Source organism: Flavobacterium sp. CSZ, assembly GCF_015350725.1.
Lineage (GTDB): Bacteria > Bacteroidota > Bacteroidia > Flavobacteriales > Flavobacteriaceae > Flavobacterium.
Map to the genome: position 1 here is coordinate 207,215 of NZ_JADKPQ010000005.1, position 25,528 is coordinate 232,742.

Annotated in this window: 25 protein-coding genes and 1 riboswitch; of the genes, 8 read left to right on the forward strand and 17 right to left on the reverse strand. The window is 34.2% G+C overall.

The features are described 5' to 3' along the window. Positions 1-11 precede the first annotated feature (11 nt). Positions 12-2,237, forward strand: coding sequence for a glycoside hydrolase family 3 N-terminal domain-containing protein (locus IRZ78_RS07885; protein ID WP_194616004.1), 2,226 nt, complete (start codon positions 12-14; stop codon positions 2,235-2,237). A gap of 52 nt (positions 2,238-2,289) precedes the next feature. Here IRZ78_RS07885 and IRZ78_RS07890 read toward each other — a convergent pair whose 3' ends face one another. Both IRZ78_RS07890 and IRZ78_RS07895 read right to left on the reverse strand, forming a co-directional pair. Next, positions 2,290-4,311, reverse strand: a complete 2,022-nt coding sequence (locus tag IRZ78_RS07890) for a DUF3857 domain-containing protein (protein WP_194616005.1) — start codon at positions 4,309-4,311, stop codon at positions 2,290-2,292. Between the two features lie 363 nt (positions 4,312-4,674). After that, the gene (locus tag IRZ78_RS07895; RefSeq protein WP_228520404.1) at positions 4,675-4,893 is read right to left on the reverse strand and encodes a hypothetical protein; all 219 of its coding nucleotides are present in this window, start codon (positions 4,891-4,893) and stop codon (positions 4,675-4,677) included. 385 nt (positions 4,894-5,278) lie between these two features. Between IRZ78_RS07895 and IRZ78_RS07900 the strand changes: the two genes are divergently transcribed. Continuing rightward, complete coding sequence (locus IRZ78_RS07900; RefSeq protein WP_194616007.1) at positions 5,279-6,034, forward strand: NUDIX domain-containing protein; 756 nt, start codon at positions 5,279-5,281, stop codon at positions 6,032-6,034. Between the two features lie 94 nt (positions 6,035-6,128). On the opposite strand, the gene IRZ78_RS07905 is transcribed toward IRZ78_RS07900, so the two are convergent. The 12 genes from IRZ78_RS07905 to ahcY all read right to left on the reverse strand — a co-directional run bounded on the left by IRZ78_RS07905 (position 6,129) and on the right by ahcY (position 16,614). After that, positions 6,129-6,740, reverse strand: a complete 612-nt coding sequence (locus IRZ78_RS07905; protein ID WP_194616008.1) for an alpha-ketoglutarate-dependent dioxygenase AlkB — start codon at positions 6,738-6,740, stop codon at positions 6,129-6,131. Then, complete coding sequence (locus tag IRZ78_RS07910) at positions 6,727-6,972, reverse strand: Ada metal-binding domain-containing protein (protein ID WP_194616009.1); 246 nt, start codon at positions 6,970-6,972, stop codon at positions 6,727-6,729. The genes IRZ78_RS07905 and IRZ78_RS07910 overlap by 14 nt, the downstream gene beginning before the upstream one ends. A 279-nt stretch (positions 6,973-7,251) precedes the next feature. Beyond that, positions 7,252-7,965, reverse strand: coding sequence for a 2OG-Fe(II) oxygenase (locus IRZ78_RS07915; protein WP_194616010.1), 714 nt, complete (start codon positions 7,963-7,965; stop codon positions 7,252-7,254). 81 nt (positions 7,966-8,046) lie between these two features. Beyond that, positions 8,047-8,892 (reverse strand): methylated-DNA--[protein]-cysteine S-methyltransferase, encoded by an 846-nt coding sequence (locus IRZ78_RS07920; RefSeq protein ID WP_194616011.1) that lies wholly within the window; start codon positions 8,890-8,892, stop codon positions 8,047-8,049. A 132-nt stretch (positions 8,893-9,024) separates the two neighbouring features. Further along, the gene (locus tag IRZ78_RS07925; protein ID WP_194616012.1) at positions 9,025-9,489 is read right to left on the reverse strand and encodes a GNAT family N-acetyltransferase; all 465 of its coding nucleotides are present in this window, start codon (positions 9,487-9,489) and stop codon (positions 9,025-9,027) included. A gap of 109 nt (positions 9,490-9,598) precedes the next feature. Then, complete coding sequence (locus tag IRZ78_RS07930; protein WP_194616013.1) at positions 9,599-9,931, reverse strand: SMR family transporter; 333 nt, start codon at positions 9,929-9,931, stop codon at positions 9,599-9,601. Between the two features lie 91 nt (positions 9,932-10,022). After that, a complete protein-coding gene (locus tag IRZ78_RS07935) occupies positions 10,023-10,865 on the reverse strand; it encodes a hypothetical protein (protein ID WP_194616014.1) in 843 nt (280 codons plus the stop codon). Positions 10,866-10,955: 90 nt separating this feature from the next. Then, a complete protein-coding gene (locus IRZ78_RS07940; RefSeq protein ID WP_194616015.1) occupies positions 10,956-11,594 on the reverse strand; it encodes a hypothetical protein in 639 nt (212 codons plus the stop codon). A 6-nt stretch (positions 11,595-11,600) separates the two neighbouring features. Then, positions 11,601-11,885 carry a hypothetical protein gene (locus IRZ78_RS07945; RefSeq protein WP_194616016.1) on the reverse strand — a complete coding sequence of 95 codons (285 nt, stop codon included), beginning with the start codon at positions 11,883-11,885 and terminating at the stop codon, positions 11,601-11,603. A 4-nt stretch (positions 11,886-11,889) separates the two neighbouring features. Further along, the gene (locus IRZ78_RS07950) at positions 11,890-12,465 is read right to left on the reverse strand and encodes a hypothetical protein (protein ID WP_194616017.1); all 576 of its coding nucleotides are present in this window, start codon (positions 12,463-12,465) and stop codon (positions 11,890-11,892) included. A 280-nt stretch (positions 12,466-12,745) separates the two neighbouring features. Further along, complete coding sequence (locus IRZ78_RS07955) at positions 12,746-15,064, reverse strand: patatin-like phospholipase family protein (protein ID WP_194616018.1); 2,319 nt, start codon at positions 15,062-15,064, stop codon at positions 12,746-12,748. Positions 15,065-15,297: 233 nt separating this feature from the next. Continuing rightward, positions 15,298-16,614: an adenosylhomocysteinase gene (gene ahcY / locus IRZ78_RS07960; RefSeq protein WP_065448069.1), complete on the reverse strand. Its 1,317-nt coding sequence runs from the start codon at positions 16,612-16,614 to the stop codon at positions 15,298-15,300. Between the two features lie 320 nt (positions 16,615-16,934). Here ahcY and IRZ78_RS07965 point away from each other — a divergent pair, with 320 nt between their 5' ends. Continuing rightward, positions 16,935-17,585, forward strand: a complete 651-nt coding sequence (locus IRZ78_RS07965; RefSeq protein ID WP_194616019.1) for a 4'-phosphopantetheinyl transferase superfamily protein — start codon at positions 16,935-16,937, stop codon at positions 17,583-17,585. 101 nt (positions 17,586-17,686) lie between these two features. On the opposite strand, the gene IRZ78_RS07970 is transcribed toward IRZ78_RS07965, so the two are convergent. From IRZ78_RS07970 to IRZ78_RS07980, 3 genes are all read right to left on the reverse strand, one after another. After that, positions 17,687-18,103, reverse strand: coding sequence for a group III truncated hemoglobin (locus IRZ78_RS07970; protein ID WP_194616020.1), 417 nt, complete (start codon positions 18,101-18,103; stop codon positions 17,687-17,689). Then, positions 18,100-18,387 (reverse strand): hypothetical protein, encoded by a 288-nt coding sequence (locus IRZ78_RS07975; RefSeq protein WP_194616021.1) that lies wholly within the window; start codon positions 18,385-18,387, stop codon positions 18,100-18,102. Before IRZ78_RS07975 ends, IRZ78_RS07970 begins: the two co-directional genes overlap by 4 nt. Positions 18,388-18,467: 80 nt before the next feature. Then, positions 18,468-19,064 carry a Crp/Fnr family transcriptional regulator gene (locus tag IRZ78_RS07980; protein WP_194616022.1) on the reverse strand — a complete coding sequence of 199 codons (597 nt, stop codon included), beginning with the start codon at positions 19,062-19,064 and terminating at the stop codon, positions 18,468-18,470. Between the two features lie 82 nt (positions 19,065-19,146). On the opposite strand from IRZ78_RS07980, the gene IRZ78_RS07985 reads away from it, so the two are divergent. The 5 genes from IRZ78_RS07985 to IRZ78_RS08005 all read left to right on the forward strand — a co-directional run bounded on the left by IRZ78_RS07985 (position 19,147) and on the right by IRZ78_RS08005 (position 25,523). Then, complete coding sequence (locus IRZ78_RS07985; RefSeq protein WP_194616023.1) at positions 19,147-19,875, forward strand: geranylgeranylglyceryl/heptaprenylglyceryl phosphate synthase; 729 nt, start codon at positions 19,147-19,149, stop codon at positions 19,873-19,875. Positions 19,876-19,903: 28 nt separating this feature from the next. Beyond that, on the forward strand, positions 19,904-20,527 hold the full coding sequence (gene pnuC, locus IRZ78_RS07990; protein ID WP_194616024.1) for a nicotinamide riboside transporter PnuC: 624 nt from the start codon (positions 19,904-19,906) through the stop codon (positions 20,525-20,527). Continuing rightward, positions 20,488-22,602, forward strand: coding sequence for a DUF4301 family protein (locus IRZ78_RS07995; protein ID WP_194616025.1), 2,115 nt, complete (start codon positions 20,488-20,490; stop codon positions 22,600-22,602). Before pnuC ends, IRZ78_RS07995 begins: the two co-directional genes overlap by 40 nt. Next, positions 22,602-23,006, forward strand: a complete 405-nt coding sequence (gene arfB / locus IRZ78_RS08000; RefSeq protein WP_194616026.1) for an alternative ribosome rescue aminoacyl-tRNA hydrolase ArfB — start codon at positions 22,602-22,604, stop codon at positions 23,004-23,006. The genes IRZ78_RS07995 and arfB overlap by 1 nt, the downstream gene beginning before the upstream one ends. A 152-nt stretch (positions 23,007-23,158) precedes the next feature. Continuing rightward, positions 23,159-23,253: riboswitch (TPP riboswitch) on the forward strand. Between the two features lie 80 nt (positions 23,254-23,333). Next, positions 23,334-25,523 carry a TonB-dependent receptor gene (locus IRZ78_RS08005; protein WP_194616027.1) on the forward strand — a complete coding sequence of 730 codons (2,190 nt, stop codon included), beginning with the start codon at positions 23,334-23,336 and terminating at the stop codon, positions 25,521-25,523. Positions 25,524-25,528: the final 5 nt, after the last annotated feature.

Consider the following 25,528-nt stretch of genomic DNA (forward strand, 5'->3'; position numbering starts at 1 on the left):
AAATTAAATTCATGAAGAAATTAACCACATTTGCCTTGTTGATGGTATCGGTTTTTGCGATGGCACAACAAGAAACAATAGATCAGAAAGTAAATGCTCTATTGAAAAAAATGACCATCGAAGAAAAAATAGGTCAGCTTAATCAATATACGGGAGATAATTCTGCAACAGGACCAATCACAATTAATCCGAACAAACAAGCCGAAATTAAATCCGGAATTGTAGGATCTATGTTAAATATTGTGGGTACAAAATACACCAGACAATATCAGGAACTGGCAATGCAATCACGTCTTAAAATTCCGTTGTTGTTTGGTCAGGACGTTATTCACGGGTACAAAACTACTTTCCCGCTTCCGTTGGCCGAGGCTGCAAGTTGGGATTTACAAGCAATTGAATTAGCAGCAAGAGTTGCAGCGACAGAAGCTGCTGCAAGCGGAATTCACTGGACATTTGCACCCATGGTAGACATTAGCCGTGATCCTCGTTGGGGACGTGTTATGGAAGGTGCAGGAGAGGATACTTATCTGGGATCTAAAATTGCTTACGCGAGAGTAAAAGGTTTTCAGGGAAATAAACTGGGAGATTTAAACTCTGTTATGGCTTGTGTAAAACACTTTGCAGCTTATGGTGCAGCAGTGGGCGGAAGAGATTACAACTCAGTAGACATGAGTGAAAGAATGTTGTGGGAAACCTATTTACCGCCATTCAAAGCAGCTCTTGATGCAGGAGCAGCTACTTTTATGAATTCATTCAATGACCTTAACGGAATTCCTGCTACAGGAAATGCACATTTACAACGCGATATCTTAAAAGGAAAATGGAACTTTCAGGGATTCGTAGTTTCTGACTGGGGTTCAATTGGCGAAATGGTAGCACACGGATATTCGAAAGATCTTAAAGCCGCAGCACGTTCTGCAATTACTGCCGGAAGCGATATGGATATGGAAAGTAATGCTTACAGATATCATTTAGCCGATTTGGTTAAAGAAGGAAAAGTACCTGTTGAATTAATTGATGATGCAGTAAAAAGAATTCTTCGCAAGAAATTCGAATTAGGATTATTTGATGATCCGTACAAATATTCAGATCAAAAAAGAGCTGATAAAGCTTTGAACAATCCTGAACACAGAAAAGCAGCTCTTGATGTAGCTCAAAAAAGTATCGTTTTATTAAAAAATGAAAATGAAACTTTGCCACTTTCTAAAAACCTGAAAACGATAGCTTTTATCGGGCCAATGGTAAAAGAGTACAAAGAAAACATGGGATTCTGGTCTGTAGAATTACCTGAGGTTGATTATAATAAATGGATCGTTTCGCAATGGGATGGTTTACAAAATAAAGTAGGTAAAAATACCAAGTTGCTTTATGCCAAAGGCTGTGAAGTCGACGGAGACAACAAAGATGGTTTTGCAGAAGCTGTTGCCACTGCCAAACAAGCCGATGTTGTTATTTTGAGTATAGGAGAAAGACGCGACATGAGCGGTGAAGCAAAAAGCCGAAGCGATATTCATTTGCCAGGCGTTCAGGAAGATTTAGTAAAAGCAATTCAGGCTACCGGAAAACCGGTTGTAGTTTTGGTAAATGCAGGAAGACCTCTTATTTTTAACTGGACTGCAGATAACGTTCCTGCAATTGTATACACCTGGTGGTTAGGAACTGAGGCTGGAAATGCAATCGCTAATGTTTTGTTTGGAGATTATAATCCGTCTGGGAAATTGCCAATGACTTTCCCGAGAGAAGTAGGGCAGATTCCAATTTACTACAATCACTACAGTACAGGAAGACCAGCGAAAGACGAAGATTCGAAAAATTATGTTTCGGCTTATATCGATCTTAAAAACTCACCTAAATTTCCTTTCGGATACGGTTTGAGTTATACCAAATTCAATTATTCTGATTTGAAATTATCTTCGACTAAAATGAAAAATAATGAAACCATTAAAGTTTCATTTCAATTATCGAATGTAGGGAAAGTAGCCGGAGAAGAAGTAGTACAATTGTACTTAAAAGATAAATTTGGATCAGTTGTAAGACCTGTTTTAGAACTAAGAGATTTTCAAAAAGTAAAATTAAATGCAGGGGAATCTAAAACAATAGAATTTACAATCGACAAAGAGAAACTTTCTTTCTACAATGATAAATTAGAATTTGTTGCAGAACCGGGAGATTTCGAAGTAATGATTGGAGCTTCATCAGCAGATATCAAATTAAAATCTAATTTTGAATTGCTTTAAGAAATTCATTCACAAATAAAAAGGGCTTCATTTGAAGCCCTTTTTGTTATAATTATTTTACCAGTTTTTTGAAATTAAACTTCATCAAATTCATAAAACCTTGTTCTATGATGTCAATTCCCAGTCCAAAATTGCTGTCTGCAACCTCGTGATGCGCATTTCTGAATTCTTCAAAATCTGCCGGCGGAATTTCTAAATTCACCAATGGCGTAAAATCAATATTTATGGTAGCGCCATTTTTTGTGATTTTTTTACGGCTAGTATAATCAAAATACGGATTTTTAATCGTGCTTTCCTGCACCGTAAATTTCTCTTCTACATCTATTCTTTGATCCGTATAAAGATTGATTTCGTATTTTTCGTTGTCAAAATTATGCCAGAAAGCAATATCAGTATGCAAGAAGTCACGGGCATTATTTTTAATCACATTTCGATCAAAATACATTAAGAAACGATTCTTTTGTGCATCTGTATAATACGGATCTTCAACATTGGCCTTGTACTGGATAGTATATTCGTTCAGTTTTTTATCATCACTCAACGTTTCAATTGTAGCGTCTTTGAATATATTTCGAACATCAGTTCCGTTTCGGTCATTGTTATAGTTCAAAGTATAAAAGAAGAAATTATTCCAGCTGTCAATGATTTCTCTTTTATTAGTATTTTTAAAATACTTGCGCATGTAATTGGCGCGGTTTCCTTTGTAAGTTGTGGTTAACGAAAGCTGCCCAATATTATTTTGAACATTAAAATCAGCTTTTTCATTAATACCATAATAAGGGAATTTATGCGATTTTTTTATTTGTAAATCCTGATTTGGCTTTACCTCCAAATAATGCATGAAGTAAATAAAACCGCGATTTTCAATCAATCCAAATTCATCACGACTTGTAGCATCAATAAAATACGTTTCACCTTTATAATCGATTTTTACAATGACATGATTAAAAGTCAATAAAGATGGCAAGTAATATTTCAGGTAATGATCTGTATTAAAATTAACCAAAACCACAGACGAATCAACCTTGATATAATCTAAAATTACTTTTAGTAAAACACATTTTGCCTTACAATCTCCTTGTTTGTTTTGATACGTGATAGAAGGTTCCTGAGGTTTGTGACCGTTCATTTCATCTGCATTAAAAACATAGTAAACATGATTTTGCACATAGTCTATCGCAAACTGCAATTGTTCATCTTTGTTGGTAATGGCATCCAGTTTTTCGACCAGATTAGGAGCAAATTCCTGTAGAGAAGATTTAGCATAAACCTCTTCATATAAAGGAGAAATATAATTCGATAAGTCGATCCAGTTACTATCAGTAGCAAAATCGATAAAAGGAGCAATTTCACGATTGGTATCTACAAAATTGATGTAGTTTTCTTTTTCGATAGTAAATCTTTGACCTTTTTCTAAGTAGTTAATTTCCGGAGCCAATACATTTCCGTCTTCATCTCTAAAGAATGTTTTTTTGTAGGCAATTCTTTTCTTGCGATCATTGATGAAAGAAAAATTATAACTTCCGTAAGCCCAATAAGTACTTGGACTAACCCAAACAAACTTAGAAAATTCTTTGCGTAAAAAGTCACGTTCTGTAAAGACTTTTATCCTTGAATCTTCCATGATCAGAACATCATAAAGGCGTAAATCTTTTATGGTAATATTAATTTTTTTATTGCTGCTTAAAACACCGCCGTCACTTTGGTTTTCGCTGTCCAGTACTTTAATTTTTGTGTCAGGTATTTTATCTACCAAAACTCCTTCTCTTAAAACGCTAATTCTGTGTATAATGTAAGTTTCGTTTTCTTCGACTACAACATCCATTACCGAGGCATTTTCAAGATTAGCAGGTTCGTTCAGCGTATAAGCTACACAAGCATATTCACTATTTTCCTCATCACTGGTATAATAAATTTTATCTAAAAAATAGCAATAATCACGTCCTTCATCTATTTGTTTAGTTGCAAAATCTGATTCTTTAATGTATTCAATAAGTTGATTGTCATTAATATTAGTAGCCCATTCTGCTGGCTTTTGAATTTTGTAATTCTCTGATTGAATAAGATTTTCCATCGATGTGTTTTTAATATTTCTAATAATTAATATAAGTATAACTCCTTTTCGTGAAGTCACAAAAAGTGGGGATTTGAGATTACTTGACGATTGTTAAAATTAATTAATTTAATTTTTCTTAATAAAATTGCGTCATTTTATTGACATTGACAATTGAAATCGAAAAAAAATATCTTTTTTTATTACTACTAAACTTAAAATTAAAATAAAAAAAAGCCTCAGGGCAATGTAATATTATATTGTAGAGGACTTTGTAGAAATGAAAAAACCTCGCTTGTAGCAAGGTTCACATTTATTAGATTATTCATCTTAAAAGCATCATATGTCAAAAAAGAATCTTCTCAATGTTTCAGGAATCAGGATTTATTTTAAAACAGTATTTATAAAATCCATAGCGCCAATTCCTTTATAAGATGCAAATAATGCTTTGTCAAAAGCTTCGCGTTTTGCTTTTTTATTTTTTGCATCAGTTTCAACAATCATTTGGTTGAAGATTTTTTCCTGCTCTTCGCTATACTTTATAGAAGCTTCTAAAAGATCATTTTTTGATACTAATCCAAAAGAAGAATAGATCTTCTTCATAAATTTTTTGTTGAGTTTTTCTAAATCAGGAATGCTCATATTCTAATCATTAATGGTTCTATACTTAAATAGATTTTGTATTGTGACTTGCTGTGAAAATTACAATATTAAAACTGATAATTAATAAGTTATAACTTTTTTCAGGCATTTATTAGTTGAAAAAACAACAAAATAAATGTGTAATGTGTTATTATGACGCAATGTACTTATTTTTTTAATTTGTTGTTTGTTTTTAATTAAAAAATTGTGATTTTAACACTTCTTTCCGGCGACAGTTTTTTTCAGATTTATTAAGGCTGAATTGGATAAAAATGTTTCGGTTTTATAAAAATGATTTAAATTGCAGAGCCAATCTAAAACGAAAGTTGTAATTAATAAAAGTTAAATGTTAAAAGACATTATAGAAAATAATCAAAATTATCAACCCGGACTTTCGATAGATTGTGTGATTTTTGGTTTTCATGACAATCAGCTTAAAGTTTTATTGATTAAGATTCCGCATAGCAATAAGTGGTCATTACCTGGCGGTTTTATCCCAATCGATCAGGATATAGATACCGCAGCGGTGACTGTTTTAAATGAAAGAACCGGAGTAGAAGGTATATTTTTGAGACAATTTGCCACTTTTGGAAAAATAAAACGCAACGATCAGCATTTTAGCAAAGAAGTTTTAGAATATTTAAAGATCGAAGAAGCAAAAGGAAAATGGCTCACGCAGCGTTTTGTTACAATTGGCTATTACGCTCTTGTCGATTTTTTAAAAACGATTCCAAAATCTGTCAATAAAGAAGAAATTATAGAATGGATTGACCATAAAGAAGTGCCTGAACTTATTTTAGATCATGCAGCAATTCTCGATAAAGCATTAAATACGCTTAGAATCGAATTGAACCTAATGCCGGTAGGGTACAATTTATTGCCCGAAAAATTCACAATTCCAGAGCTGCAAAAATTATATGAAACCATTTTGGATAAAAAACTGGACAGAAGGAACTTTCTACGTAAAATAAACAACATGGGAATCCTTAATAAACTCGACGAAAAGAAAAGTAACGTAGCACACAAAGCGCCAAACCTTTATACTTTTGATAAAGATAAATACGAAGAAGTCCTTAAAAACGGATTGAATCAGGGTTGGTAAAAAAAACACGAATTTTTTTTTACCATTAAGACATTAAGATTCATTAAGTCTAAAAGCTTAATTTTCCTTAATCTCTTAAGGGTTCAATTAATTTTTATTGTGAAACAATAGTTCTAAACGTCAAATTTATACGAGGTTTTGATGTTGTTTTGGTTGGCGGCAATCGATGCAGCCAATGGGTTTGTGTCTCGTCTTTCATAACTAATAAACTGCCGTGCTCTAAGATTAACGAAACCGTTTCTTTTGTTTCTTTATGTTTGAAAGCAAACTTTCTTTCAGCACCAAAACTTACCGAACCAATAGCGCCATTCTTTTTCAAATCCTTTTCGGCATCGCTGTGCCACGCCATTCCTTCATCGCCGGAATGATATAAATTCAATAAACAAGAGTTGAAAGTTTCTCCTGTTTCCTGTTCAATAATAGCTTTTAATTCCAATAGTTCCTGTGTCCACGGAAGTGCTTTTTTAGTGGTATTCGAATAGGTATATTCAAACCCGGAATCTCCGTACCAGGCAACTTTTCGCTTCGTAAGAATTAATTTCCCGAAGATAATGGCTTCATCATTTTTCCATTCGATGGTATTCAAAAGGACATACAAATAGTGATTAGATGCTTCTCTCGAAAATAATTTGCCATAATAATTTACGGTTCCGTTTTTAGGAAGTAAGTTAGTCGTTTCGTCAGTTTCGGGATTAAATAAGTCCATTTTTCCAGTTTTGATATTCGGTTTTCATGCAATGTCCGCAAGGTCTGAATCCATTTTGACTGGCGTCATTTTCAGATAAAAAGAAAACCCGGTTTTCTCGTTTCATTCTTTTTCCTGACGAACATTTTAAAGTGCCGTAGATTTTTAGTTTTCGGTTTCCTCCAAAGCAAATTTCCGTATTTTTAATTTTATTCCGGAGATCTGAATCAGAAATTTTGTCGTGTTGTACCATTTTTCTGGAGATATTTTTTATCGTAGAGACGCATTGCATTGCGTCTAACAGGTTGTGTGAATTTTTGCCACAGATTAGAGGATTAAAATGATTTTAAGATCTGCTAGATCTGCGTGAAAATTTATCGTGTTGAATTATATATAACCATTTTTTATTGTACAGACGCACTGCAGTGTGTCTAACATTTTGCAGTTTTTTCGCCACGAATTCACAAATAACACTAATTCTATTCGCATAGATTTTAAAACTAATTCGTGAATTCGTGGCGAAAAAAAATATTCACGAAAGGGCATCATGAAAAATAATTCCCAATGTATGTCGTTCACCGAAATGAATTTCGCTAACACCATGTTTCATATTTACACGATAATATCCTTTTGTACCTTTTACGGGTCTGAAATTAGTCGTAAAAATCAATACATCACCTTTCTTAGGTTTTAAAACAATTACTTTCGATTGCGCTCTGGGAGTTTGTTGGGTTAAAACAAATTCACCGCCGGTAAAATCTTCATTGGGTTTATTGAGGAAAAGCACAATCTGAATAGGGAAATAAACATCACCATACAAATCCTGATGTAAGGTATTAAAACCACTTTTACCATATTTTAAAATCAAAACAGTTGCTTTAAGTTGATTATTGGCGTGACATTGTTCCAGTAATTTTTCATGCGTTTCAGGAAAAATGGTGTTTATATTCAATGCTTTCATCCAGGCATTTGCAATTGGTGCGAGTTTAGGATAAATAGATGTCCGAATCGTTTGAATCAAGTCCGGCAATGGATAATTAAAATATTTGTATTCGCCCAAACCAAATCGATAACGTTCCATAACGACCGTTTTTCGGTATAAAGCTGGATTGTCATAATCGAATTTTAAATCTTCGCATTGTTCGTTATCGAGTACATTTGGAATAATGGCGAACCCATTTTCGTGCATAGATTCGGTGATGCTTTCCCAATTAAGGGAAGCAATTTTTGATTGTATATTTTGCATAATAATTTGAGATTAAGTAAAGTTTCCAGTGATGATTAGTCATTGGAATTTGGAATTTTGAAAATTGCGATTTTACAATTATTATGGATTTACCTTGGCGCCTTCCCAACCAACAATAGCGGTTTTACGGGTATTCCCCCACATATAACCACCAAAGCTTCCTGAGGATTGAATCACACGATGACACGGAATTAAAAAGGCAACAGGATTACTGCCAATCGCAGTTCCTACAGCTCTTGAAGCATTTGGTTTCTCAATTTGTTGTGCAATCGTTCCATAAGTAGAAAGTTGTCCCATCGGGATTTTTAGCAGCGTTTCCCAGACTTTCAATTGAAAATCGGTTCCTTTTAAATGCAGCTTGATTTCAGATAATTTACTCCAGTCGTTTTGAAAAATAAACAAAGCATTTTGTTGCGACAAATCCAGTTTTCGGGAGAATGCTGCATTTGGGAATTTGTGTTTTAAATTTTCGAATCCGGTTTGTTCATCTTCTGCGAAAGCCATAAAACAAACACCTTTATTGGTCGAAGCAACAATGATATTCCCAAACGGACTTTCGGCAAAACTGAAGTTGATTTCTAAGTTTTTACCGCCATTTTTGTATTCGGCAGGAGTCATTCCTTCGATGTTGACAAACAAATCATGCAAACGGCTGGTTCCTGATAATCCGGTATCAAAAGCAGCATCAGATAAAGTGACTTTATTATTTTCTTTCAGGATTTTCTTGGCGTGCTCAACACTAATATATTGCAAAAACTTTTTTGGACTTGTTCCTGCCCATTCGGTAAACAAGCGTTGAAAGTGAAACGGACTTAAATGCACTTTTTCGGCAACCTCATCTAAGTTAGGCTGATCCTTAAAGTTGACTTTGATATAATCGATCGCATCGGCAATTCGATTATAATTGATGTTTTCCTGTGTGTTCATTTTCGTTCAATTTTATAATGCAAATATCGATTGGTTTTTGCGGGTATAAAATCCGAAACTTGCGGTGTTTTTGTTTTTATTGTTTAAAGTTTCAGGTTCTGTAGCAACCTGAAACCTGAAACAATTATTTTGTTACTTCAAACTTTTCTCCATTTTGTAATTGATAAGCTCAACACCTAATCGGATATTTTTTTGTTTGGTTTTTACGATAAATCCCTTTTTCTCAAAAAATGGTTTTGCAGTAATGCTTACGTCGGCTGTGATGATTTCTGAGTTTTCCTTTTTAGCTTCATTTTCTAATTGATTGAATACTTTATCGGCAATTCCTTGTCGTTGGAAATCTTTATGAACACAGAAAAAGTCGATGTAATTGCCATCTTTTAGCGTCCCGTAACCTACAATTTTATCATCAATAAGAGCCAATAAAACAAATTGCGCATGAATAACTTTTAGCCAGCGTTCTACATTGTTTAATCCGGAAACCCAAGCATCAATCTCTAAAGGGCTGTAATCGTTTTTGCAAACCCATTTTATGGTTTCGATATACATTTCCTGCATTTCTGTCAAATCTGAAATTGTAGCTTTTTTGAAATCCATTGTTTTATTTTTAAAATGACTAAGTTGAAAATTGATAAAAAAGGTATCATTTTTTTAAGAACTGAAGCAACCTGAAACCTGAAACTTGAAACAATTTATTATTATAGATTTAATGCGCCGTAGTTTTAGAAAAAACATTTATAACCACAACACCAACCATAATCAATGCCAATCCTATAATGGCAGGTAAATCCGGGATTTGCTTAAAGAAAACTGCTCCAATAATAGTAATCAGGACAATCCCAACTCCGGACCAAATAGCATACGCAATACCAACCGGGATGGTTCTAATAGCAAAACTTAAAAAGTAGAATGCAGCAAAATACCCTACAATTGTTATGATACTTGGAATAATCTGTGTAAACTGCTCTGATTTTTTTAAAGCAGAAGTGGCAATGATCTCAAATATAATAGCGATTCCTAAAAAGAAGAAGTTTTTCATAGCACGTTTTTCACAAAGTTAACCTTTGTGTTGATGTGAAAAGAGGAATAGGTAAGATAATATACTTTTTACGGATTAATTCGAGTTTAAATTATGGCAATTCAATGTCCATTAGTTTAAAAAGAACTTTTTTGGTTGATTTATCTGTCTCGATATTAATTACCAATTTCCAGTTTGTATTTGGTTTTTCGTCAAAATAGTAAGTAAACAAGTTATTGTTGCTCATACTGCCATTTCGTTCTATTTTCTTGCCGGTTGCGTCTTCAAAAAATAAATCGACAAATTTAGCTTTATCGCCATTTACATAAAAGTAAACTTTATTAGAGTCATCAGTCTCGTCAGAGCTAAAAAGGCCGTCGAAAGCACCTACCAAGCCTTCGGCAAGCTGTCTTGCAGCTTCGGGTAGTTTTTTAAGCTCTTCTGCTTTTTTGTCTTTATTCTCTTTGACATATTTTGCGTAAGATTCTTTTGTCAGATAAAGGATTTGAATGTCGGATTTGCCAGGTACAAGATTTACATTGGTTTTACTCTGATAATTAGCAATTTTAATTTCACTCCCATTTGCTACATTAGGGTTGTATAGACTTACTTCTCCGCTCAGTTCTTTAATGGTTTTTGCTTTTCGGGATGGAACTTTGGTTTCCAGTTTGATTTTAGCGGTCTGATCTATTTTAATATAATCGGAATTAGTCCTGTCTTCATTGATCAGGTCAAGTCCCTGGTCATCGATTGCCTTAGTGATTTTACTGATTTTAACAAATTTGTATTTTCGAATTTCATCTCCCCATATTTTGAGTTCAATTTCGCATTCGTTGTAAAACGAATTCTCTGATGTGGATCTTTTTTCATTTATTTCACTAACGGATATTTTTTGAGAGAAAGTGACAGAAGTAAGAAGAAGGAATAAACTTGTGATGAGTAATTTTACATTCATTTTTAAGGTCTAAATTAGTAAGGTTTTGATTGTTTGTTTTTATATTTTTTTGCTAATGTATGATCTGTTTGATAAACTGTATTAGGACGTTTATTTATTGAAATCATAAGGGTAATTTATTTCCTTTAAATCTTCTTCTAATAATCCCCAATCTTCGATTTCGTCAACAATAGATAAAACCATTTCTTTGGTTAATATCTTGCCTTGATAAATTTCGGTTACTGTTTTTAATGGTATTCCGGTTTCTTTATAAGAATCTTCAAAATATTCGCTTGCCCAGTCAATGTAAGTCTGAGGATTTCCGTCAAAAATAGCGAGTAATTCAGCTGAATTGTCATTATAATCTTCAATCATTCCTACTTGCCAATTTCCGGTTTCATTTGTCCATAAACAAAATGTAGTTCCGAGAGAGGCGACGGGTTCCCCAAATATAAATTCATTATAAATTTCAGGTAAATTTTTAGTCAGATCACTTTTTTTGTTATGCTGAAATTCGTGTGCAAAACCATTTATTACACAATGATTTTCAAGAAAAAGAATGTTCATTAAATCGCCGGATCCATCTCTCATTTCGCAAAATTCTTCGCCTTCTCCCCATTTAGAATTATACGAATAATATCGATATTCCCATTCCTGGCAAATAATAGCATCCAAAACCGAGATTACTTTACAGATATTTTGTAATGCATTTTTATGGGGTAATAATGTAAAGTTTTTTGTAGAAATCATGTTTATTTATCTTAGATGAATCTCTGTTTCCTTGTTTTTTGCCTCATCAAAACAATCAGCACATAATATTTTAAAATCGGCATTAGTTTGAAAAACGTCTGTCCATTCTTCACCGTTATCCAGCAGCCATTGTTCACATGCTCCGCACCAGGCAATTTGTGGGAGATCTTCTTCGGCTTCAGAATAGAAGAAACCTACTTTTTCTTTTTGGTCTATTGCCATTGAAATATGAATACAGGAGAAAGACATGTCTTTTGTGCCGTGCGTTTCGCATACAACTTTTTCGATCATAGTGCTATTTTTTCTTGTCTTGCTTTTCTTTTTGTTTTTTCGCCTTTTCCTCTTCCTTTACTCTTTTTTCTTCTTCTTTGGCCTTTTTTTCTTCTTCGTGCTTTTTCTCTAATTCTTCTTTTTTGATTTTATCAGCTTGTATCTGGTTTTGTAAATCTTGAATTTTAGTCGAACTCTTTTCGATATCTGTTTTCGATTTGCTTATTTTTTCTTCAGACTTGGCGATTTCTTTTTTAGACTTTTCGATATCTTTTAGAATGTCAGAATTATTGCTTTTCTCGGAGTTGATTTCAAGAGTTTTTAGTGCGTCGTTTTTTGTCTTTAAATCGGCTTCTCTTTGTTTTGATTTTTCCTGAAGTTTTTTAAGTTTTTTTTCTTCTTTGGCTAGTTTGGTTTCTTTTGTTTCGATGTTGTTCATCATGCTTGCCATAGCACGTTGTTGCTGTTGTTGCTGCAGAAACATTTGGTTTTGCTGTCTCACCATTGCGTTCGAAGCCTGCATTTGTCTTTGCATACTAGATTGGGCATTGGTAAAAAAAGGCAACAATATTATTAGGATTAAAAAAAGGCGTGTTCTCATAATTAGGTTTTAGATATTGGGGATTTGAAGTTCAAATGTAAAGTTTAAATTTAAAAACCGTCTAAAATATCTGATTAAATTAATGTTCTTGGTTTACGTGAGCGGGAGGGGATCGCAGTGAGCTACCGAAGTAGCACGGATAGCCTGACACCATCCTGATAAGAGGGCGTATACACGTACAGTATTTTGGCGCTCTTATCAGGATGGTGGCACGCCCTGATAATTATTTTTGATTTTCTGATTTTAGATTGAAGAATCGTAAATGTCTAATTTACTGTTGCTATGGATTGAATGATAATCCGACACTAAAAAACAATCTCACTTTGTCGATATTATTGATCCAGGAAGTATCAAAATGAATAGGGCCTAAAATGGATTGATAAGAAATAGCGGCTCCTCCGGATATTACAAGGCTAGGGTCGAAGCCATCATCCCAATTTCCTTTTGGACTAAAGGCTTTGTTAATGTATTTATCAAAAGATTCAAACCCAACAGTAGAGATATTAAAATGGGGAGTTAAATAGATTTTTCCCATAAGGTTTATTTGAGAAGCTAGTTTTAAGCCCATATATTGTGAAACATTCAGTTCGTCTTCGTGTAGGCCGGGAAATGAAAAACGATTACTACCGGAACTGGGTATATTTCCTCCTAAGAAATATTTTGAAGCATAACCAAAATCCGAAAATGGGATTTGGCTGTCTTTGAGTTTATCCTCAAAAATAAAATAAGAATCAAACCCAATGATTCCGGTAATTTTCTTTTTTAAGAGGGTTCTCTTTTCAAAGCTGAAACCAAATTTTGTATAACCATTGGTTGCACCGGATATACTTGTTCGATCCGGGGCGTTAAAAGAGGTGTAGACATCTGATAACAATGATCGGGTTACATTTGCTTTTATAATTTTTCCGTTTTCAGCAAAGAAAACTTTATCCATATCATTGTAGGAATAATGCATGTTGAGTTCGATGCTGTTTAAGGAATAATTCGTGATATCGATGGAATTTGGATTGTATTCTCTGTCGTATTTTGGTTTTAAATTGGCGTATTGATAATTTAAACCATAGCCAAAATAACTTTTTAGTGAATTTAAATTTCTGTTGATCTCATTACTGAATTCTACAGCATTATAAAGTACATTATCTGAAGCTTTGCCGTTAAAATAAATCTCTTGCCTTAAAAAAGCTCCATAAAGTTCAGATGACCACCACCAGTCTCGGTTTTTTCCAAAATTTTTCTGATAATTGATTCGTGCTTTTGGCTGTTCTGCAATATCGACTGTTAAAAGAAGCCGGGATGCTCTGGCAAGAACATTTCTGGCAGTGTAATTAAAAATGATTCCAACGCCCCGGTAAGTGTCATAATGTACTGATGTGTTCAGTTGGTTTTTGGCACGTTCATGTCCAAATATCGTTACTCCTAGTTTATTGTCATCTTTGATAAAATAGCTGTATGTAATTTCATCAAAAAGATTCGTGCCCATTGCGCGGTTGATACCTGCTATTAAATCTTTGGTGGTATATTTTACATGTGTTTTAAGATTTATTCTTCCTAATACCAGCGCAAGGTTTTCAGGACTGATTTTTTTGTACACAATAGTGTCAAGAATAAATTCTGCGGGTATGTTTGGTAATTCGTGAGTTCGTTGTGTGTATGCTTTTAGTTTTTCTGATAATACAATCAAGGCGGGAAGATTTTCGTTTGTGGCAATTTTCCCGTCTTTATAGATTTCTTCGCTATCTGCAAAATCAGCAGTAGAAAAACGTAAGTTAGGCAGGTGATCTACTAAGATATTGCAAAGTTTTCGGTTTGCCGGATTCTTAATATTACTTGGGAACATACTGGTTTGAGTCAATATAGTTATAAGATTGTTCAGTTTGGCTATTGGTTCCAATCCGCCACCCACATCACTGCCAATAATAAAGTCGGCACCCATTTCTTTGGCGACATCTGTGGGAAAATTATTCAGTACCCCTCCGTCGACTAATACCGTTTTTTCGTATGTCATAGGCTTAAAAATACCTGGCAATGACATACTCGCTCTCATGGCATAAGCAAGATTGCCTTTGCTTAAAATAACCTCTTTTCCTTCGGCCAAATCAGTAGCCATGGCTCTAAACGGTATTGGCAGGCTGTCAAAATCTTTAATATTATATACCGGATAGGTTAATTCTGCGAGATATTCTCTTAAGTTTTGATCATTTAAAAGGGAGCCAACGCTGTTTAGTTTTTTATCTTTAATTCCTATTCCCACTAAATATCTCTGGAATTCTCTTTTTTCCTCTACGCTTACAGATCGTAAGGACTGGCCTCCGCCAAATAGTTTATCCCAATTAATATCTTTGGTTAATTTCTCGATACTATCACCAGAATAGCCCATCGCATACAAACCTCCTATAATGCTGCCCATACTGTTCCCAACAATAAGATCAGGTACAATGTGCAAAGAATCTAGTTTTTGTAAAAGCGGAATATGTGCAATACCTTTTGCGCCACCACCACTTAAGACCAAAACGACTTTGGGTTTCTTTTCCTGAGAAAAAATAGTGTGCGGGAGGCTAAGTAAAAATAAGAAGACGAACAAATAAGATGTTTTTTTCAAGATTATAACATTTATGTATTTGATAAATAGATACTTATTTTATTTTTAAAATTAAGGACTTATTTTTTAAAAATATAATTTTTTGTAAGAAATGTGTTTAAGGATAAAAAACAATTTACTTATAAAGGAAAGGATTTTGAAATAAAAAACCCTCACATTTCTGCAAGGGTTCTAATATTTAGTAATTTCAAGAATCTAATCCCGAAGTTTCGGAACTAAAATCTAAAATCTATTTAGTATCTGTAGTACTCTGGTTTGAAAGGACCTTCAACCGGAACACCAATATAAGCAGCCTGATCGTCACGTAAAGTTTCCAATTCAACTCCTAATTTAGCAAGGTGCAAAGCAGCAACTTTTTCATCTAAATGTTTTGGTAACATATAAACGTCATTGTTGTAAGCAGCGCTGTTTTTCCATAATTCGATTTGAGCAAGAGTTTGGTTGGTAAATGAGTTACTCATCACAAAACTTGGGTGACCTGTAGCACAACCAAGGTTTACCAAACGACCTTCAGCAAGAATGATGATATCTTTTCCAGCGATAGTGTATTTGTCAACTTGTGGTTTGATTTCGATTTTAGATGCACCGTGGTTTTTGTTCAACCAAGCCATATCAATTTCGTTGTCAAAGTGACCAATGTTACAAACAACAGTTTTGTCTTTCATTTGTTCGAAGTGCTCTCCAAGAACGATATCTTTATTTCCTGTAGTTGTAATGATGATATCAGCAGTAGCAATTACAGTATTTAATTTTTTAACTTCGTAACCGTCCATTGCAGCTTGTAAAGCACAAATTGGATCGATTTCAGTAACCGTTACAATAGATCCGGCACCTCTGAAAGAAGCAGCAGTTCCTTTTCCAACATCACCGTATCCGCAAACAATAACTCTTTTTCCAGCCAACATTAAGTCAGTAGCACGACGTACAGCATCTACAGCAGATTCTTTACAACCGTATTTGTTATCAAATTTAGATTTAGTAACAGAGTCATTAATGTTGATTGCAGGCATTGGTAAAGTTCCGGCTTTTACTCTTTCGTAGAGTCTGTGGACTCCAGTTGTAGTTTCTTCAGATAATCCTTTGATTCCAGGAACCAATTCCGGGAAACGATCAATAACCATGTTAGTTAAATCTCCACCGTCATCAAGGATCATGTTCAAAGGTTTTCTGTCTTCGCCAAAGAATAAAGTTTGCTCAATACACCAGTCAAATGATTGCTCATCTAAACCTTTCCATGCATAAACCTGAATTCCTGCAGCAGCAATAGCAGCAGCAGCCTGATCCTGAGTAGAGAAAATGTTACAAGAAGACCATGTAACCTCTGCACCAAGAGCAATTAAAGTTTCGATTAAAACTGCAGTCTGGATCGTCATGTGTAAACATCCAGCGATACGAGCACCTGCAAGAGGTTGTTCGTCTTTATATTCAGCGCGAAGAGCCATTAAACCTGGCATTTCAGCTTCAGCCAATTCAATTTCTTTTCTTCCCCAAGCCGCTAGAGAGATGTCTTTTACTTTGAAAGCCACAAAAGGCGTAGTTGTAGTACTCATTATATAGTATATTTGTATATTGTAAAATTTTTGCAAATTTACGGAATAGGTTTTTAATTTTACCTACTTTCTATAAGATTTGTGAAATGTTTAATTTCTTAATCTTTTGAACTTTAGCTAAATAATTTACTTGTTGTAAGATGATTTTGAAAATAAGGAGCTATTTCCTGCTGTCCACTATATCTTTTGTGCTGGACCCCACCACAAAAGGATGCCGTTTCCATCAGGTCTAAAAAGACGAGACATTAAATAAGAAGTTCAGTTTTCAAATCCGGAAAATAATTCATAACTTAAAACTCATAATTCATAATTAAAAAAGAATGCCTTTATTCGAAACCATACAATTCAACGAAACTACCAAAATCTTAATTTGGCACATAACCGAATCTTTTGAGGAGTTATTGAGCAAGGTAGTCTTAAAAGATAAAACGCAGCAAAGACTAAACGGAATGAAGTCGCAAATGCATCAGCGTGCTTTTTTGAGCGTTCGTATGCTAATACAGGAAATGGGTTTTACAGATCACGAAATGCATTATGACGAATTTGGGAAACCTTATTTTAATTGTCACAATCATATCTCAATTACACATTCGCACGATTTTGCCGCTATTATCATTAGCGACGAAACCGTAGGCATCGACATGGAATTACAACGCGAAAAAATCCTAAGAATCGCTGATAAATTTGTAGATAGTGAAACCAGTTACTTAAACACTCAAAATACACCCGATTATATCAAGGAACTTACCGTAATTTGGGGCGCAAAAGAAGCGATTTTTAAAATCAGAAACGAAATGGGAATCAGTTTCAAAGATCATATCAGGGTAAATGCTTTTTCATTAAACGAAAACCTAACAGAGGCCAGCCTGTATTTTAATGATCTTGTAGTAAATTTTGATGTGCATTATAAAGAGATCAAGTCAAGTACTTCAGGGCAGGACTTTACTTTGGTTTATTCTTTTGAAAAATAAATTTGGGATGAAATTCCAATACTGGCGATAATCTTGTCATTTCGATTTCTATAATAAAATCAAAATTTAAAAAGAGTTCCTCGCAAGGAAAAAAAATGCGTTTAATTTAAATGCTCTAAAGAAGCTTCACTCATCTTCTTACGATGCTCAAAGATACTCATAAACAAAAAAGTTCCCATTTTTCTGGCGCGTCTTTTTAGCGTATCGGCATTTTCGCCTTCAAAATTTTCGTCTATGGTTTGAAACCAATAATTCAGCCAAATACCAAATTCGTTCGAAGTGATTTTGCTTTCAAAATGAGCATCAACTTCGTTGTGCACCGCATGCGGATTTCCTTTATATTTTTTTACGGCAAACAAATTCGTTTCCCAAAAATCAGTCAGCTTTTCCAGATGCGAATCCCAATCTTTAATCATCGTATTAAAATAAAAGCCGATTTCTTCATCGGCTCTTATTTTAGCATAAAACTGATGTACTAAACAAGAGATATCATCCCTGTTTTCTATTGGTTTTCTCATAGGATAAAATTGTTCAGGATGATAAGTAAAACACTTAAAATAGCACTTGTAATGATAAAGTTAAAAACCACTTTGTGTTTCATTTGTGCAAGTATAGAAGTGTTGGCAAGAATACAAGCTAATACAATAATTCCTAATTGTATCATTTGACCAATAGAGGTTCCGTGAGAAAGAATATACATCGCTGCAGCGGCGCCTAAACAGCTTTGACCAATTACAGCCATTGCTGCAGAACCCATATAATTTTTATTGAAATTTTCGAATGTTGTTTGATAAAGTGTCATAATATTTGTTTTTAGAGTAACAAAGGTACAAGCACTTTAGACCTCGTATTTATGATTAAAATCATAAAACAAGAACTTTTTTATCGGTATACTTTTCTGTTTATAATCTTTAGAACACCTTTTTTCTCAAGAGCTTTTATGGTTCTAATTACGGTTTCTACACGCAAACCGGTTAAATCTCCAATCTGTTGTCTGGTAAAATTGATGAGGTAACCGTTTTCATCTTTTTGAAAATTAAAGTAAGCGATTCCGTGATCGATTAATTTAAGGACACGGTGTTCAGGTTCCTGCGTAGACATCTCTGCCGCCATAACCGATTTATAATACAAACGCTGCGCTAAATTCTCGATGATTTTAATACTCACGTTGGCATTTTCTTCGAGCAATTTCATAAAACTGCTTTTAGGCAGCACAAGAATTTCTGCATCTTGGGCAGCGATTGCATTGGCAGGATAATTTTGGTTTAAAAATAAAGGCGGTTCTCCAAAAGATTGCTCTTTATAGAAAATACCCTGAATAAATTCTCGGCCGTCATCATTGTAATTGCTCATTTTTACCTCGCCGGAAATGATCTGATAGTAATGTGTTGGAAGATTGCCTTCTTCAAAAATAATTTGGTTTTTATCGAAAGATTTCTTCAATGCGCCATATTTCTCCAACAGATCAATTGCAATCATAATTTTGTTTTAGCTATAACACAAATATAATTCATTCAAAATAGTTCTTCTACATTAAAAAACTTTTACTTTTACGCCCGTTATGAGACAAAAAATACCCAATATACGCCAGCAAATTCTGGAAGCTAAAAGTAACAGACAAAAATTACTGGCCATACTTTTAGATCCTGATAAAATTGTTTGGGAAAATTTAGATCATTTACTGCTTAAAATCAATCAATCGCCTGCAACACATATTTTTGTGGGAGGAAGTATTGTAGAGTCTACAATCTTAGAGGATTTAATTGCAGCATTAAAACAAAAAACAAATTTGCCCGTTGTAATATTTCCGGGTAATCCGTCGCAAATTTCACCTCAGGCCGATGCTATTTTGTTCTTGTCTTTATTATCCGGAAGAAATCCGGATTATTTGATAGAATATCAGGTTCAGGCAGCACCAATTCTTAAAAAAACGAACCTTGAAGTTATTTCTACAGGTTATATTTTGATCGAAAGCGGTAATGAAACTGCCGTAGCACGAGTAAGCAAAACAAAGCCATTAAACAGAGAAAATTTTGATTTGGTTCTGGCCACTGCACAGGCCGGAGAAATGTTAGGCAATCAATTGATTTATCTGGAGGCGGGAAGTGGAGCAAAGAAACCGGTTCCGCTGGAAATGATAGAGTTAATTGCTCAAAATGTCAATATTCCTATTATTGTTGGAGGAGGAATTGTAGATTTGCAAGGAATTCAAAATGCCTATACTGCCGGTGCAGATCTGGTCGTTATAGGGACTGCTTTCGAAAACGACAGTCATTTTTTTGAATCATAATTAAGAACCACCAAAAACAACCAGCCCAATGATAGATTTTTTTCTTGAAAGTTACAAAAACGCTCCACTTTGGCATATTGCCCTGGAATTTTTAGTTTTTGTTTGTGGGATTTTAAGTGTTTGGTTTGCGAAGAAAGAAAATATCTGGGTATACCCAACAGGACTAATTGCGACCGTTATTTCGGTTTATTTGTTATACGTTGCAGGTTATATTGGCGATATGATTATTAATGGTTATTTCTCTATAATGAGTATTTACGGTTGGTATGTTTGGGCAAAAGGCGGAACCGTAGAAGATAATTTGCCAATTACGAGAACAAATGTTAATGAAAAAATAATTGGAGTTATACTGTTTTTTGTAACTGTTTTTGTAGTTTTCGGAATTTATAAATATTTTGATTACGAGATCAAAAATGACAATTATGTCGACATGATTTCGTCTGGAATATTTTTTGCAGGAATGTGGTACATGGCCAGGAAAAAGATCGAAAACTGGATACTTTGGATCATTGGCGACATTATTGTAGTACCTCTTTACGCCTATCGCGGTTTAGGGATGTTGTCGCTACAATATTTAATTTTTACAATTTTGGCTATTTCAGCTTATTTAGAATGGAGAAAAATCTTAGACAGCAAAAAACAGCTATCATAAAAATTGCCTTATTTGGTCCTGAAAGTACGGGCAAAACTACATTGGCAAAACAACTTGCAGAATATTACGAAACCGAATGGGTTCCTGAGTTTGCACGTGATTATTTGCAGGAAAAATGGGAAGAGAACCAACACATTTGTGTTGCCGATGATATGCTGCCTATTGCGTATGGACAGGTTGCATTAGAAAATAAAAAATTGGCCTCGGCAAAAAAGTATTTGTTTTCTGATACTAATTTGATGGTGACCAAAGTTTTCTCTGAAATGTATTATGGTTTTTGTGATCCGCTTTTAAACGAAGCGGCATTAGAACATGATTACGATTTATTTTTCCTTACAGATATAGATGTTCCCTGGGAGAAAGACGACATTAGAGATACTCCTGACGGGAGGGAATCTGTATTCTCTGTTTTTAAACAAACCCTAATTGATACCAAAAAGCCCTTTATAACACTATCCGGTGATAAAGAAAGCCGTTTGGCAAAAGCAACTGCAATTATTGATAATTTGTCTGTGGCAAAACAACATGGTTTTTCATCAGCAGATTTTGTGCAGATATACAATCACGGAATCCCTTTTGATAAAATTCTAAAACAGCTTGAAATTTTTAAGAACGGCATTTTAAAAAGCAACTTAATAAGCCCGGCAACGATCAATAACGGGATTTTAAGTCTCTCAGAAGCTGAATTTGAAGAAAGGGCTCATTTTTTTGATCTTCAAAAAGAGACATTAAAACTAAAAAAGTTTGTTCCGGCATCAGGCGCGGCAAGCAGAATGTTTAAATTTTTAAGCGCTTTTTTAAATGATTTTGATATTAAAAAAGAAACGATAAACGCTTATATCAACAGAAAAAAAGAAAGTGATTTGTCTATTTTTATTGTGGCAATGGATAAGTTTCCGTTCTTTAAATCAGTAGACCAAAAGCTTAAAGAGGTTTATCCTGATTTTGAAACTTTAGACCGCGATTATAAAAATTATTATTTCGTAAAGATATTACTAGATTCTGATTACTTTGATTTTGCAAACAAACCAAAAGCAGTTTTGCCATTTCATCATTATAAAACACATATAGCAAACCCAATAGAAGAACATTTGAACGAATGTGTACATTATGCAACTTCAAATCAGGTTTCTAATTTGCATTTTACGGTTTCTGAAATTCATCAGGCTTTATTTGAAAACGAAGTTGAGGTACTAAAAGAAAAAGTAGAACAGGATTCGAAAATTAAAATTGATATTGGTTATTCGTACCAAAACAAAAGCACCGATTCTATTTGTGTCGATGCAAAAAATAATCCTATCAGGGACAAAGACAATCATTTGGTTTTTAGACCAGGAGGACATGGCGCATTAATAGAAAATTTAAAAGAACTCGATTCGGATATTATTTTTATAAAAAACATTGACAATGTAATTCAAAATCATATTGATAAAATTGCATTGTATAAAAAGGCTTTGGCCGGTGTTTTAATAAAAGTGCAGCAAAAAGTTTTCGGTTATTTAAATGCAATTGAAAAGCAGGAAATAAAAGAAGAAAACATCGAAGAAATTGTTGCTTTTTTAATGCAGAAACTCAATATTGAGTTAAGTAATGATTTTAATAAATTCACTTTCGAGAATAAAGTCAATAAAATAAAAGAATTGCTGGACAGGCCTATTCGCGTTTGCGGAATGGTAAAAAATGAAGGAGAACCGGGTGGAGGACCATTTTGGGTGAGAAATGATAAAGGAGCTGTTTCGTTGCAAATTGTAGAAACCTCGCAAGTAGATTTGGCCAACAAAAAACAAACGGAAATTCTTGCCGAAGCAACTCATTTTAATCCGGTTGATCTGGTTTGCGGAATTAAAAACTATAAAAATGAAAAGTTTGATTTACTGCAATTTGTAGATCAGAAAGCAGGTTTTATAGTCGAGAAAAGTGTCGAGGGAAAAATAGTTAAGAGCTACGAATTACCGGGCTTATGGAATGGCGCAATGGCCAATTGGTTGACTATTTTTGTGGCAGTACCCTTGATTACTTTTAATCCGGTAAAAACAGTAAACGATTTATTAAAAGCAGCACATCAGCCACAATAATGGATATCGAAAAAATCATATCAGAGTTAACTTTTAAAGCGGTCAGAAGTAGTGGCGCTGGGGGACAAAACGTAAACAAAGTATCATCGAAAGTAGTTTTGACTTTTTACTTGAATACTTCTCAGGCTTTATCTGAAGAAGAGAAGCTGCTTTTGCTAACGAATATTGCACCACGTTTAACCGCAGAAAATATCTTAATTTTAAATTGTGATGAAGACAGAAGTCAGCTTAAAAACAAAGATATTGTCATTAAACGTTTTTTGGAAATCATCAAAAAAGGATTGTTTGTACCTAAAGTTCGTAAAGCCACCAAAATCCCAAAATCGGTAATTAAAAAACGAATCAAAGACAAAAAGAATATTTCTGAAAGAAAACAATCTCGAAGAAAACCAGATTTAGAATAAAATTCCAAATTCCAAAAAGCTCGCTTATGTAGTTTTCAATTGGAATTTGGAATTTCAGTTTTTTTGGATTTATTGTTTTTTGGAATTTAATTTATTGTAATTGATTTTTGCCATTGTCTTTTGACTTTTGAAATTTTTAACACTACATTTGCACTGTCTCAAAGGGGTGCTCTAAATAACGAGCTGAGATCATACCCAACGAACCTGAGCGAGTAATGTCGCTAAGGGAAATAAACGACAATTTTGGCGTGCATACTATATTTTGTCGTGAAACATTTATTAATTTAACAAAGAATAATTCCCCCTTTTATTCGTAATTCTTTACGAATGAAAACATTTTTTTTAGGTGCTAAGGTACTAAGTGGTAAAGGTTCTAAGGCTCAAAAAGTGAGCAGAACCAAATTTATTTTCTTTACTCTATTTTCTTTATTCTATTCTCTTTACTCTTTCGCACAAGTACAAGATTCAACCAAAGTCAATAAGCTTGACGATGTGTTAGTTTCGGCAGTTCGTGTTACGACAAAAACTCCGGTTACGTTTAGTAATATGGATAAAAAAGAAATTAAATTTAGAAACTTAGGACAGGATATTCCAGTTTTAATGAACTATCTTCCATCTGTTGTTACCACTTCTGATGCAGGAGGCGGAATAGGCTATACCGGAATCAGAGTCCGCGGAAGCGATGCTACAAGGGTAAACGTAACCATCAACGGAATTCCGTATAACGATTCTGAAAGCCAGGGAACTTTCTGGGTAAATATGCCCGATTTTGCGTCTTCTGTAGAAAGTCTTCAGTTACAGCGCGGGGTAGGAACTTCTACCAATGGTTCAGGAGCTTTTGGCGCGAGTTTAAACATGCTTACAGATAATTATGCTTCAAAGCCAACGGGAGAAATTTCGAGTTCTTACGGAAGTTTCAATTCAAATAAAAATACGGTAAAATTCAGTACAGGTTTATTAAACGATCATTTTGAGTTGGCCGGGCGTTTGTCTACCATTAAATCTGATGGTTATGTAGATCGGGGTAGTTCTGATCTGAAATCTTATTTCCTGCAAGGAACTTATGTTGGAAAAACGACTTTAATTAAAGCGTTAGTTTTTGGTGGAACCGAAAAAACATACCAATCCTGGAACGGAATTGATGCTGAAACTTTAAATTCAGATCGTACTTACAACTCTGCAGGAAAATATAAAGATGAGGCAGGAAATGTTCATTTCTACGACAACGAAACTGATAATTACAAACAAAACCATTATCAGTTACATTGGAGTGAATCATGGTCTGATAAATGGAGCAGCAACTTAGCTATTCATTATACTAAAGGGCTAGGGTTTTATGAAAATTATAAATACAACGAACCAATTGCCGGATACGGACCAATTCAGCCTACCAAAATGGTTGAAAATGACTTGGGAGAATTAGTTCCGGGAACAGATTTAATTCGTCAGAAATGGTTAGACAATGATTTTTACGGAACAACTTTTTCTGTAAAATACAAAGAAGAAAAACTGGATGTTATTCTTGGCGGAGGCTGGAACAAATATGAAGGAGATCATTACGGAAAAGTAATTTGGGCCCGAAACTCTGGACAGTCAGAATTGGGAGATCATTATTATGATGATTATTCCACAAAAACGGATGGAAATGTTTTCGCAAAAGCCAATTATCAGTTTACGGAAAAATTGAGCTTCTACGGAGATTTACAATATAGAAGAGTTCAGTACAAGGCAAATTCAAAAGAAACAGGAATAGTCGATGATACTTTTGATTTCTTCAATCCAAAAGCAGGATTAAACTACGAAATCAATGAAAAAAATACACTTTACTTTTCATATGCACGCGCTAATCGTGAACCCAACAGAACCGATTATGAAGGTGGAAATGTAAAACCTGAAAAATTAAATGATTTTGAATTAGGATGGAGATTCAATTCAGAGAAATTCCAACTGAATTCTAATTTCTACTATATGGGTTATAAAGATCAATTGATCTTAACGGGAAGGTTAGATGATGTTGGGGCGCCAATTCGTGCCAATACTGAAAAAAGCTATCGTTTAGGATTTGAAGTAGATGCAACAATAAAGCTTTCGGAGAAATTCCTTCTTAGACCAAACTTTACTTTAAGCAGCAATAAAAATGTTGATTTAGCAGTTGAAGGGCAATACTATGGAACAACAGATATTGCTTATTCGCCAAATGTAATTGCGGGAAATATTATTGTGTACAGCCCGATGGAGAGTTTACATATTTCATTATTGCAAAAGTTTGTTGGAGAGCAATACATGAACAATATCGAATTGCCCGAAGCGAAGCTGGCAGACTATTTTGTAAACGATTTGAATGTGTCTTATGAGATAAAACCAAAATCAGTTTTTAAATCGATTATGATTACCGGTTTAGTAAATAATATTCTGGATAAAAAATATGTTTCAAACGGAGCCATGTGGGATATCTACCCATACTATTATCCTCAGGCGGGGATTAATTTCCTGGCCGGACTCACATTGAAATTCTAAAAAGC

What these genes read in the sequence shown, in the direction of transcription:
- IRZ78_RS07885 (WP_194616004.1), top strand. Translation starts at nt 12, where the DNA reads ATGAAGAAATTAACCACATTTGCCTTGTTGATGGTATCGGTTTTTGCG.
- IRZ78_RS07890 (WP_194616005.1), bottom strand. Translation starts at nt 4,311, where the DNA reads ATGGAAAATCTTATTCAATCAGAGAATTACAAAATTCAAAAGCCAGCA.
- IRZ78_RS07895 (WP_228520404.1), bottom strand. Translation starts at nt 4,893, where the DNA reads ATGAAGAAGATCTATTCTTCTTTTGGATTAGTATCAAAAAATGATCTT.
- IRZ78_RS07900 (WP_194616007.1), top strand. Translation starts at nt 5,279, where the DNA reads ATGTTAAAAGACATTATAGAAAATAATCAAAATTATCAACCCGGACTT.
- IRZ78_RS07905 (WP_194616008.1), bottom strand. Translation starts at nt 6,740, where the DNA reads ATGGACTTATTTAATCCCGAAACTGACGAAACGACTAACTTACTTCCT.
- IRZ78_RS07910 (WP_194616009.1), bottom strand. Translation starts at nt 6,972, where the DNA reads ATGGTACAACACGACAAAATTTCTGATTCAGATCTCCGGAATAAAATT.
- IRZ78_RS07915 (WP_194616010.1), bottom strand. Translation starts at nt 7,965, where the DNA reads ATGCAAAATATACAATCAAAAATTGCTTCCCTTAATTGGGAAAGCATC.
- IRZ78_RS07920 (WP_194616011.1), bottom strand. Translation starts at nt 8,892, where the DNA reads ATGAACACACAGGAAAACATCAATTATAATCGAATTGCCGATGCGATC.
- IRZ78_RS07925 (WP_194616012.1), bottom strand. Translation starts at nt 9,489, where the DNA reads ATGGATTTCAAAAAAGCTACAATTTCAGATTTGACAGAAATGCAGGAA.
- IRZ78_RS07930 (WP_194616013.1), bottom strand. Translation starts at nt 9,931, where the DNA reads ATGAAAAACTTCTTCTTTTTAGGAATCGCTATTATATTTGAGATCATT.
- IRZ78_RS07935 (WP_194616014.1), bottom strand. Translation starts at nt 10,865, where the DNA reads ATGAATGTAAAATTACTCATCACAAGTTTATTCCTTCTTCTTACTTCT.
- IRZ78_RS07940 (WP_194616015.1), bottom strand. Translation starts at nt 11,594, where the DNA reads ATGATTTCTACAAAAAACTTTACATTATTACCCCATAAAAATGCATTA.
- IRZ78_RS07945 (WP_194616016.1), bottom strand. Translation starts at nt 11,885, where the DNA reads ATGATCGAAAAAGTTGTATGCGAAACGCACGGCACAAAAGACATGTCT.
- IRZ78_RS07950 (WP_194616017.1), bottom strand. Translation starts at nt 12,465, where the DNA reads ATGAGAACACGCCTTTTTTTAATCCTAATAATATTGTTGCCTTTTTTT.
- ahcY (WP_065448069.1), bottom strand. Translation starts at nt 16,614, where the DNA reads ATGAGTACTACAACTACGCCTTTTGTGGCTTTCAAAGTAAAAGACATC.
- IRZ78_RS07965 (WP_194616019.1), top strand. Translation starts at nt 16,935, where the DNA reads ATGCCTTTATTCGAAACCATACAATTCAACGAAACTACCAAAATCTTA.
- IRZ78_RS07970 (WP_194616020.1), bottom strand. Translation starts at nt 18,103, where the DNA reads ATGAGAAAACCAATAGAAAACAGGGATGATATCTCTTGTTTAGTACAT.
- IRZ78_RS07975 (WP_194616021.1), bottom strand. Translation starts at nt 18,387, where the DNA reads ATGACACTTTATCAAACAACATTCGAAAATTTCAATAAAAATTATATG.
- IRZ78_RS07980 (WP_194616022.1), bottom strand. Translation starts at nt 19,064, where the DNA reads ATGATTGCAATTGATCTGTTGGAGAAATATGGCGCATTGAAGAAATCT.
- IRZ78_RS07985 (WP_194616023.1), top strand. Translation starts at nt 19,147, where the DNA reads ATGAGACAAAAAATACCCAATATACGCCAGCAAATTCTGGAAGCTAAA.
- pnuC (WP_194616024.1), top strand. Translation starts at nt 19,904, where the DNA reads ATGATAGATTTTTTTCTTGAAAGTTACAAAAACGCTCCACTTTGGCAT.
- IRZ78_RS07995 (WP_194616025.1), top strand. Translation starts at nt 20,488, where the DNA reads ATGGAGAAAAATCTTAGACAGCAAAAAACAGCTATCATAAAAATTGCC.
- arfB (WP_194616026.1), top strand. Translation starts at nt 22,602, where the DNA reads ATGGATATCGAAAAAATCATATCAGAGTTAACTTTTAAAGCGGTCAGA.
- IRZ78_RS08005 (WP_194616027.1), top strand. Translation starts at nt 23,334, where the DNA reads ATGAAAACATTTTTTTTAGGTGCTAAGGTACTAAGTGGTAAAGGTTCT.